General features: G+C 41.2%; 8 protein-coding genes. 3 read left to right on the top strand and 5 right to left on the bottom strand.

Annotated features, from left to right (window positions below; genetic code table 11):
- The coding region (locus tag VIHSUH07_RS07645; protein ID WP_146104937.1) for a transposase at positions 1 to 159 on the top strand (159 nt) is incomplete at its 5' end.
- A 106-nt stretch (positions 160 to 265) separates the two neighbouring features.
- Here the strand turns inward: VIHSUH07_RS07645 and VIHSUH07_RS07640 are convergent.
- Positions 266 to 2,440: a heavy metal translocating P-type ATPase gene (locus VIHSUH07_RS07640; RefSeq protein ID WP_105084503.1), complete on the bottom strand. Its 2,175-nt coding sequence runs from the start codon at positions 2,438 to 2,440 to the stop codon at positions 266 to 268.
- A 339-nt stretch (positions 2,441 to 2,779) separates the two neighbouring features.
- Between VIHSUH07_RS07640 and VIHSUH07_RS07635 the strand changes: the two genes are divergently transcribed.
- Complete coding sequence (locus VIHSUH07_RS07635) at positions 2,780 to 3,430, top strand: YigZ family protein (protein ID WP_105084502.1); 651 nt, start codon at positions 2,780 to 2,782, stop codon at positions 3,428 to 3,430.
- A 28-nt stretch (positions 3,431 to 3,458) separates the two neighbouring features.
- Here VIHSUH07_RS07635 and VIHSUH07_RS07630 read toward each other — a convergent pair whose 3' ends face one another.
- On the bottom strand, positions 3,459 to 3,647 hold the full coding sequence (locus tag VIHSUH07_RS07630; protein WP_105084501.1) for a hypothetical protein: 189 nt from the start codon (positions 3,645 to 3,647) through the stop codon (positions 3,459 to 3,461).
- 190 nt (positions 3,648 to 3,837) lie between these two features.
- Here VIHSUH07_RS07630 and VIHSUH07_RS07625 point away from each other — a divergent pair, with 190 nt between their 5' ends.
- Positions 3,838 to 4,728, top strand: a complete 891-nt coding sequence (locus VIHSUH07_RS07625) for a LysR family transcriptional regulator (protein WP_009661427.1) — start codon at positions 3,838 to 3,840, stop codon at positions 4,726 to 4,728.
- Between the two features lie 95 nt (positions 4,729 to 4,823).
- On the opposite strand, the gene VIHSUH07_RS07620 is transcribed toward VIHSUH07_RS07625, so the two are convergent.
- The 3 genes from VIHSUH07_RS07620 to carB are packed head-to-tail and all read right to left on the bottom strand — an operon-like array spanning position 4,824 to position 9,743.
- Positions 4,824 to 5,771 carry a dihydroorotate dehydrogenase gene (locus VIHSUH07_RS07620; RefSeq protein WP_105084500.1) on the bottom strand — a complete coding sequence of 316 codons (948 nt, stop codon included), beginning with the start codon at positions 5,769 to 5,771 and terminating at the stop codon, positions 4,824 to 4,826.
- Positions 5,771 to 6,538, bottom strand: a complete 768-nt coding sequence (locus tag VIHSUH07_RS07615; RefSeq protein WP_105084499.1) for a dihydroorotate dehydrogenase electron transfer subunit — start codon at positions 6,536 to 6,538, stop codon at positions 5,771 to 5,773. Before VIHSUH07_RS07615 ends, VIHSUH07_RS07620 begins: the two co-directional genes overlap by 1 nt.
- A 4-nt stretch (positions 6,539 to 6,542) precedes the next feature.
- Entirely contained in the window at positions 6,543 to 9,743 is a 3,201-nt protein-coding gene (gene carB / locus VIHSUH07_RS07610; protein ID WP_105084498.1) for a carbamoyl-phosphate synthase large subunit, read from the bottom strand.
- Position 9,744: the final 1 nt, after the last annotated feature.

Below are 9,744 nucleotides of genomic sequence, written 5' to 3'. Positions count from 1 at the left end.
GGATACACAGAAGGAACTAACAACAAGATTAAGGTATTAAAACGAATAAGCTATGGGCTTCGCCACTTTGGTAGATTTAGAGTACGTATTCTACTTTTGAGCAAAAAGAATGGCACCAACCATACATATGATTGGTGCCAAACAAGACTCGTAGGGTGAACACCCCAACATTTGACAGAGAGCCATTAAATACAACATTCACATAAAACAAAGCACCTATACAATTGCATAGGTGCTTTATCAAATTAATATAACTTATTTTCGTTTAAATCTTAGCGCGTTTTAAGCGAAGGGAATTACTTACCACCGTAACGGAACTAAATGCCATCGCAGTACCTGCAATCATAGGATTCAAAGCGCCTACCGCAGCCAAAGGAATACCGATACAGTTAAAGATCAATGCCCAGAATAGATTTTGTTTAATATTGGTCATCGTCTTGCGGCTAAGACGTACAGCTTGTACCAATGTATGCAAGTCATTGCGTACAAGAACGATATCTGCTGCTTCTACGGCGATATCTGTACCACTGCCGATAGCAAAGCCGATATCTGCAGTTACAAGAGCTGGTGCATCGTTGATACCATCGCCAACCATACCAACTACAAGGCCTTTATCTTGCAATTCTTTTACCTTGCTAGCTTTATCTTGAGGCAATACTTCTGCAATAACATGGGTAATACCCGCTTGTTTAGCAATGTATTGGGCGGTACGTCGATTATCACCAGTGAGCATCCATACATCAATGCCTTGAGAACGTAATTCCTTAACCACATCAATTGTTTCAGGACGCAATTCGTCTTCTACAGCCCATAATGCACTGATAACACCATCTACAGCGAGAACAGAGACAGATGCACCTTGTTCTTCAAAATGTTGAATATCATCTTGCACCTTAGACAAATCATAGCCAAGTTCACTCATCCAACGGCTATGACCAAGTTGTACAGACACACCTTGATAAGCGCCTTGTAAGCCTTTACCCGGTACATCACCAAAGCTTTCAAGTTCAACAGCCTTACCCTTGTAGCCATGATCTTCACCATAGTACACCATAGCCTTTGCGATTGGATGCGATGTGCCACCTTCAAGGGCCATCATGATGGACATATTCGTACTTTCATCACCGCTATAGTTTTTGAATGCCGTTACATCGAGCACGCCTTGTGTAAGGGTACCTGTTTTATCCATAACGATAGCATCGAGCTTACCAGCTTTTTCAAGGTATTCCGCACTCTTGATGAGGACGCCATGTTCTGCCCCTAAGCCAGAACCAACCATGATGGATGTCGGCGTTGCAAGGCCAAGCGCACATGGACAAGCGATTACTAGAACAGCAGTCGCATTAATAAGGGCTACATTGATAGAATCGCCTACAATAAAGTACCACACGAGACCAGTTAGTACAGCAAGGCCAATAACAGTTGGTACAAAGTATTGAGCCACAATATCCGCAATACGTTGAATGCTTGCTTTAGATGTTTGAGCTTCCTCTACGACCTTGATGATTTGAGATAACATCGTGTCGCTACCAATGCGCTTTGCTTCCATTGTGAAAGCACCACTTAAATTGATAGTCGCCCCAATAACCTCAGAGCCCACTTGTTTTTCTACAGGTAAGCTTTCACCTGTAAGCATAGCTTCATCAACGGTAGAGTAACCTTCTGTAATAGTACCGTCTACAGGAATCTTTTCACCGGCGCGCACTTGTAAAACATCGCCAGCTACCACCTTAGAGGTAGGAATATCTACAAATTCACCATCGCGCAATACATGAGCCGTTGCCGGTTGTAAAGCAATTAGTTTTTGAAGCGCTTCAGACGTACGCCCCTTGGCTACCTCTTCTAACAATTTACCTAGAAGAATAAATGTGATAAGCCATGCAGAGGTTTCAAAGTAAATACCATGAGGACCAAGTTCTGGATGGAACTGCCAGTTATAAATACTAAATAAATATGCTACAGTCGTACCCATAACAACAAGGACATCCATCGTAAGAGCCCCATTCTTTACGGCACTCCATGCACTCTTATAGAACATGAGACCCGGGCCAAATTGAGCGATAGTGGCTAATACAAATTCAACCCAAACCGGCAACGCTTGAATACCAAAACGATGCAAGGTCATGTTAATCATCATTGGTACAGCCATACAAGCCGCAATAATGAGGCGTGTAATATGTGGTTTTAAATTAACCTTTTCTATTTCTTGTTTCGTTTCATCCGCTTCTGTAGCACCAAAACCGATATTCGTTATGGCATCGATAATTTGTTGTGGTTCTACGGTAGCGCCATCCTTAAACTCTACACTCCCCTTACGGGTTAGTAGGTTAACCTTTACAGAAGCTACGCCATCCACCTTGGATACGACGTTTTCAACGCGTTTTACACAGGCTGCACAGTGCATGCCCGTAATGTCAAACTCTTGTTTTTTTGTACTCATATATAACTTCCTTCGATACAATTCAAATCATATATTCATAAAATATGATAAACACAGTATATTTGTAATATTTATCACATGAACAAATACTCATGTTTCTACTATTTATAATAACATAGATTCTCAATTCGTCAATATCCTACTAAAACTAGAGGGTTATTCCTTTTCTGTAAGGGAATTAATAATTGCGATTGTAGCGATATATATTGTGTAAATAAATATATCTATTATTAAACATTATCGCTCATAATCTATACATTACCTTTATAAATAGCTTATAATAAAGTGATGATGATGAATAAATACTATAGTGGTAGAAATAAGAATGGAGGTGAGGAAATGCCAGATACAACTAGCCCTACCGTGGAATTCATATCCATTGCCAAAGAATTTCGTCATGAATATGTAGTGGAGAAATCCAGATTTATCACTACCGTATATCCATGTAGTACCGAAGAGGATGCACAATCTTTTATCGCCCGTATCAACAAAGAGTTTTGGGATGCTCGGCATAATTGTACGGCCTTTGCATTAGGACCAAAGCAAGAGCAACAACGCTCGTCCGATAATGGTGAACCATCGGGTACTGCGGGTAAGCCTATGCTAGAAGTCTTGAAAAAAACAGGTATTACAAATGTAGCCGTTGTGGTAACGCGCTACTTTGGCGGTATAAAACTAGGGGCTGGTGGATTAATCCGAGCATACTCCCACTCCGTTGCTGAAACATTGCGTCTTGCGCCAAAGGAATTGCATACCACAAGAACTCAATTACAAGCGATTATTGACTATGCACTATATGGCACAATAGAACGCTATCTACAGGATGCACAACTACATTATGAGGCTACCTTTGGAGAGAAGGTAGATCTTACTATTTTAGTGCCACCTACCGATATAGAACACATACAAAAAGAGCTCCAAGACATGAGTCATGGAGCTGCTACTTGTAATGTATTAGATTCTATCGAAGTGGTACTGCCACTAGCTTAAGTATCCTATCAATTCGTATGGTACCTAATTATTTGTCATTATGAACTAAACCAATAAGACCTTGATTCATTTCATGACGTTTTTCAGTTGTCAATGGATATGGCCATACGCGTTCTAATTGTTTTTTACGACTAACACCAGCATTATGTGCTGTCATTAATCTACGTGCTTCCCAATTACGAATTGCTTTACTTAATGTTCTTTTTACTACGCCCATAGTAGTACTCACTTTCCTAGTCACTGCAACTATATCAAAAATATTGATGAGATTATTAAAACAACTTTTTATGTGCTTTATTTCTCTTAATGTGTATAGTATATATGACATTTCTTAAAAGGTAAAATAACTATTCCTTTATTAGTTATAAATTTTAATTATCATGATTTGTGTATAAAAGGGGGATTTTATGGACACATCGTATTATCACAATTTTATAACCCTTGTTCAAACAGGAAACATGACACAAGCTGCTGAAATTCTCCACATTACACAACCGGCTTTGAGTAAGCAGTTAAAATATTTAGAGGCAGAATTTGGCGCTCAGCTCATCAATATTAAACGAGGTCAACGAGGTTCCAATTTACAACTTACCGATGCAGGTAAAATTTTTTATGAAAAAGCACAGCAATTATGTTCTATTGAGGAATCTACGTATAATGCAGTACAACAGCTAAACTCGCGTATCGAAGGTACGCTGCGCATCGCTACCTCCGCATCCCGTTCCACCCCCATCGTACAACAATATTTGCCGGCATTTTCCATGAAATATCCATCTGTACACTTTGAGATTTACGAAGGGCTCATGACCAATGTCGTAAAACAGCTCATCAGTGGCAGTGCAGAAATTGGAATTGCTAATATCCAAATGGTAGACACTGATAAATTTGATATTCTCTTAACCCAAGAGGAACATCTATACGCATTATTTAGACGCGATGTGTTCTGGACTGATCGCGAACACGATACAATCACCTGGGATGATATCAGACAATGCCCTCTCTCCTTATCTGGTGGGTCCGTAAGAATGATTATGCAATCATCCTTAACAGATATGGAACATCTAAATGTGAGCGCTATTACGACTACAAAAACATCGGCTATTGAATGGGCATCATCTGGGCGTACGGTGGCACTGGTCCCAATGGATACTAAAGAAATGGTAAACCACCGCAAAATGTCACGCATTAAATTGCCTGAATTTTCCGGTGACTATAAGAAAGCATTCATCACCTTAAAAGGTCATGCCCTTTCACCAGTGGCACAACAATTTATAGATTTCTATAAGGCCTACGTATAATACATTTACCAATATTGATGCGAAATAATTACATATATGCGAAAAAGCAGGAAACTGGCATTGCCAATTCCTGCTTTTTTGTTGCTACGCGACTATTATTGATGTACAGCACCAACAATGTCAGTAATGCTATTGAGATTATATTGTTCTACAAAATCGCCCATTTCACGAGCAATACGAGAAATCGCGGTTGGATCAACCATCGTAGCGGTACCAACTTGTACGGCCTGGGCACCGGCCATCATAAATTCGATAGCATCTGTACCACTCATGATACCACCAAGGCCAATAATAGGAATAGTAACCCCTTTATAGACTTGGTGAACCATGCGAAGCGCCACAGGTTTTACTGCTGGACCAGATAGACCGCCATAAATATTACCTAACAATGGTTTGCGACGGTGAATATCAATAGCCATTCCTAACAATGTATTAATGAGGCTGACCCCATTACCACCACCTGCTTCTACAGCCTTTGCAATTTCCACGATATCTGTTACATTTGGTGAAAGTTTTACAATAACCGGCTTATCGGTTACTTTACGAACCGCTTTAGTTACTTGTTCAACAACCTTTGGGTCTACGCCAAATGCCATACCTTCACTCTCTACATTTGGACATGATACATTGACTTCAAGGCCTGCAATACCATCCACAGATAGTGTTTCTGCCATCCAAGCAAATTCCTCTACTGTACCAGCAGACATATTAGCTAGTAGCGGTACATCATATTTCTTAAGTTCTGGCAAAATATCCGTAACAAAATGTTCTGCTCCAGGATTTTCAAGGCCAATGCAGTTCAATACACCAGATGGAGTTTCTGCAATACGCGGGCCCGGATTACCATGACGACCTTTAGGCGTTAATCCTTTTACAGAGATAGCCCCCACCTCATTACTAAGGTCTAGATAACCAGCGTATTCAGGACCATTTCCAAAGGTACCAGATGCAGCGATAATAGGATTTTTCATCTTAATACCGCAATAATCGATGGCGAGGTTTGGGTTTGGTGTAACGGTGTTATTTAAATCGCGTTCACTCATTAAAAGAACACCTCCTCTGCTGGGAATACAGGACCATCTTTACAAACCTTATAGCGCTTACCACCTAGGCCATCACAAGCACAGCCTAAACAACCACCTGTACCACAGCCCATCCGTTCTTCTAAGGACACTTGGCAAGGTACATTGAGCTCTTTAGCCACTTGAGCCACACCTTTCATCATCGGCATTGGACCACAAGTCATAACGGAAGTGAATGTATTAGAATTAATTAGTTCAGGCATAATAGCTGTTGGGAACCCCTTTGTTCCTACACTACCATCATCTGTTGTGATATGAACCTGTACAGTTGTATCCTTGAACAAATCAGCCCAGAAGGTTTCGCTTTCATTTCTAAAGCCTAAGATAACGTGTGCAGACTCGCCATCTTGTAAATGGGACGCAATACAAAGCATCGGTGCAATACCAACGCCACCGCCAACGAGAAGCATATTCTCAGATGTTACAAATGGTTCGCCCAACGGGCCTAAACAATCTAATGTATCACCAGGCACGAGGCGAGTCATAATATCCGTCCCCTTACCTACGACACGGTACAAAAGGGTAATCGTACCCTTTTGTACATCAAATCCAGCATAGCTAATAGGGCGACGCAATAATGGCGCCGTAGAGTCCGCTACGCGAACATTACAAAACTGCCCTACCTTTGCTTCTGCTGCTTGTTTTGGTGCGTGAATATCCATAATCCACACATCAGAGCCTATTTGCTCATTGCGAACGACTTCGCCCTGTTCTACATAGCCACTCATGGTATTACTCCAATTCAAAATCTTGTAATGCTTCTACATTGTAGTTAGCGTCGTCTTTACGGTTTGCTACAACGCGTAATACTTCACGAGCTGTATCAAGACTTGTTAAGCATGGTGTACCCATTTCTACAGCGAGACGGCGCAATTGGAAACCTTCACGTTCAGGCCGTTTACCAGCTGTCAATGTATTAAGTACAAGATCCACCTTATCTTGGCGAATGTGGTCAGCACAGTTGTCTTCGCCTTCATGGATTTTATTAACGACCTTGCAATTAACACCATGTTCGATGAAGTATTTGCCTGTACCACCAGTCGCTTCGATGTGATAGCCAAGGTCGATGAAACCTTTTGCAAGTTCACAAGCTTCTGCTTTGTCGCGATCTGCTACGGTCATAAGAATTGTACCATCTTCTGGAATACGCATGTTGGCACCATTGATAGCTTTAAACAATGCTTCAGAATAGGTACGACCAATCCCCATAACTTCACCAGTAGATTTCATTTCAGGTCCAAGAGCGATTTCTACAAGGCCCATTTTGGAGAAGGAGAATACAGGTGCTTTTACAGCTACATATGGTTTGTTAGGTACAAGACCAAGTGGCAAGCCTAATTCTTTTAAGCTTTCACCAAGGGCAATTCGTGTTGCACATTCTACCATATTAATACCTGTAACCTTAGAAATAAATGGTACAGTGCGGCTAGAACGAGGGTTAACTTCAATTACATTAAGTTCGCCATCAGCCACGATATATTGAATATTAAGAACGCCCTTAACATTAAGACCAATTGCGATACGACGTGTATAATCTACGATTTGATCGATAATTTCTTGGCTCAAATGTTGTGCTGGATAAACGGCCATGGAGTCACCAGAGTGAACACCGGCGCGTTCGATTTGTTCCATAATACCAGGAATACATACGTCGGTACCGTCGGAAATAGCATCAACCTCTACTTCCATACCAACCATGTAACGGTCGATAAGAACTGGATGTTCTTTAGACGCTACTACGGCTTCCTTCATGTATAGGTCAAGTTCTTTATCGTTGTATACGATTTCCATAGCACGACCGCCCAATACATAAGAAGGACGAACGATCAATGGATATTTTAAGTTCTTAGCTGCTTCTTGTGCTTCTTCATCAGATGTAACAAGAGCACCTACTGGACGAGGAATACCAAGTTTTGCCAACAATTCGTCAAAACGTTCACGGTCTTCTGCCATATCGATACTATCTACAGATGTACCGAGGATTTTTACACCGCGTTTAGCCAATGGGCCCGCCAAGTTGATAGCTGTTTGACCACCAAATTGAGCGATAACGCCAGCTGGTTGTTCTTTATCGATGATTTCCATAACATCGTCCACTGTTAATGGTTCGAAGTATAGGGAATCGGAAATATCAAAGTCTGTAGATACTGTTTCCGGGTTATTGTTGATCATAATAGATTGGTAACCCGCTTTGCGAAGAGCCCAAGAGGAATGTACGGAGCAGTAATCGAATTCAACGCCTTGACCGATACGGATAGGACCAGAACCAAGTACGACAACGGATTTTTCACCCAATGGTTTAACTTCGTCTTCTTGTGCGTATGCACTGTAGTAGTACGGTGTTTTGGATTCGAATTCTGCAGCACATGTATCTACATATTTATAAGTTGGAAGAATATTCCATTCTTTGCGTTTCGCTTTTACTTCTTCTGCAGTTGTATTCGCATAGCGTGCGATAACAGTATCAGGGAAGGAATAGCGTTTAGCTAACCGCAACACATCTTGAGTCAAACCATGTTCAGTTAACGCTTTTTCTACATTGACGATATTCTTGATTTTTTCAATGAAGAATGTATCGATTTTAGTAATGTAATGGATTTTTTCTACGCTAATCCCCTTGCGAAGTGCTTCAGCCACAACGTAGATACGTTCATCATCTACTAAATGTAAACGTTCAATCAATTGTTCCATGGACTCATGAGCGATTTTCTTAAGCTCAATGTGGTCTAAACCGATTTCCAAGGAGCGAATAGCTTTCAATAAAGAACCTTCCAAGGTACGGTCAATAGCCATAACTTCGCCAGTCGCCTTCATTTGAGTGCCCAATGTGCGGTCTGCCAAATTGAATTTTTCAAATGGCCAACGAGGGAACTTAGTTACTACATAGTCAAGTGTTGGTTCGAAGCATGCTTTTGTTTCGCCTGTTACTGCATTAGTAATTTGATCCAATGTCATGCCTACTGCAATTTTTGCAGCTACCTTCGCGATTGGATAACCAGTTGCTTTAGACGCCAACGCGGAGGAACGGGATACACGAGGGTTTACTTCGATAACGATATATTCGTTGCTATCTGGATTCAATGCGTATTGTACGTTACAACCACCTTCAATTTTCAAATAGCGAATGATATCTACAGATGCAGTACGAAGCATTTGATATTGAATATCGTTCAATGTTTGGCTTGGTGCCACAACGATGGAGTCACCAGTATGTACGCCTACAGGGTCGATATTTTCCATATTACATACGATGATACAGTTGTCTGCACTATCGCGCATTACTTCGTATTCGATTTCTTTCCAACCTGCAACGGAACGTTCCGCCAAGATTTGGTGAATTGGTGAAAGTTTCAAACCACGGCGTGTGATTTCATACATTTCATCTTCATTGTGAGCGATACCGCCACCAGTACCACCCAATGTGTATGCAGGACGGATGATGATAGGATAACCGATACGATTTGCAAAGGCTACAGCTTCTTCAAGGTCATTAAAGATGTCAGATTCAGGAACTGGTTGATTGATTTCCTTCATCGCTTCCTTGAATAATTCGCGATCTTCTGCATGTTTAATAGCTTCTAATGTCGTACCAAGTAATTTAACGCCATACTCTTCGAGTACGCCTGCTTCTGATAATTGAACGGCCATATTTAGACCTACTTGGCCACCCAATGTTGCCAATAAGCCCCAAGGGCGTTCTTTTTTAATAACTTCCGTTACGAATTCAAGGCTAATAGGTTCTACATATACGCGGTCTGCAATATCTGTATCTGTCATGATTGTTGCAGGGTTAGAGTTAACCAATACTACCTTGTAGCCTTCTTCACGAAGGGAACGGCACGCTTGTGTACCAGCATAGTCGAATTCTGCTGCTTGGCCGATAATAATTGGACCAGAACCAATTACGAGTACTTTTTTTGCTTCTGTGGTCATA

Source organism: Veillonella sp. T34266-5, from assembly GCF_002959815.1.
GTDB classification, from domain to species: Bacteria; Bacillota; Negativicutes; order Veillonellales; family Veillonellaceae; genus Veillonella; species Veillonella atypica.
The sequence above is the reverse complement of the archived record's forward strand: the minus strand, read 5'-3'. Positions and strand labels throughout refer to the sequence as shown.

Bases quoted from the DNA above. Each gene is read 5' to 3' on its own strand.
- carB (WP_105084498.1), bottom strand. From the start codon at position 9,743: ATGACCACAGAAGCAAAAAAAGTACTCGTAATTGGTTCTGGTCCAATT.
- VIHSUH07_RS07640 (WP_105084503.1), bottom strand. From the start codon at position 2,440: ATGAGTACAAAAAAACAAGAGTTTGACATTACGGGCATGCACTGTGCA.
- VIHSUH07_RS07630 (WP_105084501.1), bottom strand. From the start codon at position 3,647: ATGGGCGTAGTAAAAAGAACATTAAGTAAAGCAATTCGTAATTGGGAA.
- VIHSUH07_RS07620 (WP_105084500.1), bottom strand. From the start codon at position 5,771: ATGAGTGAACGCGATTTAAATAACACCGTTACACCAAACCCAAACCTC.
- VIHSUH07_RS07625 (WP_009661427.1), top strand. From the start codon at position 3,838: ATGGACACATCGTATTATCACAATTTTATAACCCTTGTTCAAACAGGA.
- VIHSUH07_RS07635 (WP_105084502.1), top strand. From the start codon at position 2,780: ATGCCAGATACAACTAGCCCTACCGTGGAATTCATATCCATTGCCAAA.
- VIHSUH07_RS07615 (WP_105084499.1), bottom strand. From the start codon at position 6,538: ATGAGTGGCTATGTAGAACAGGGCGAAGTCGTTCGCAATGAGCAAATA.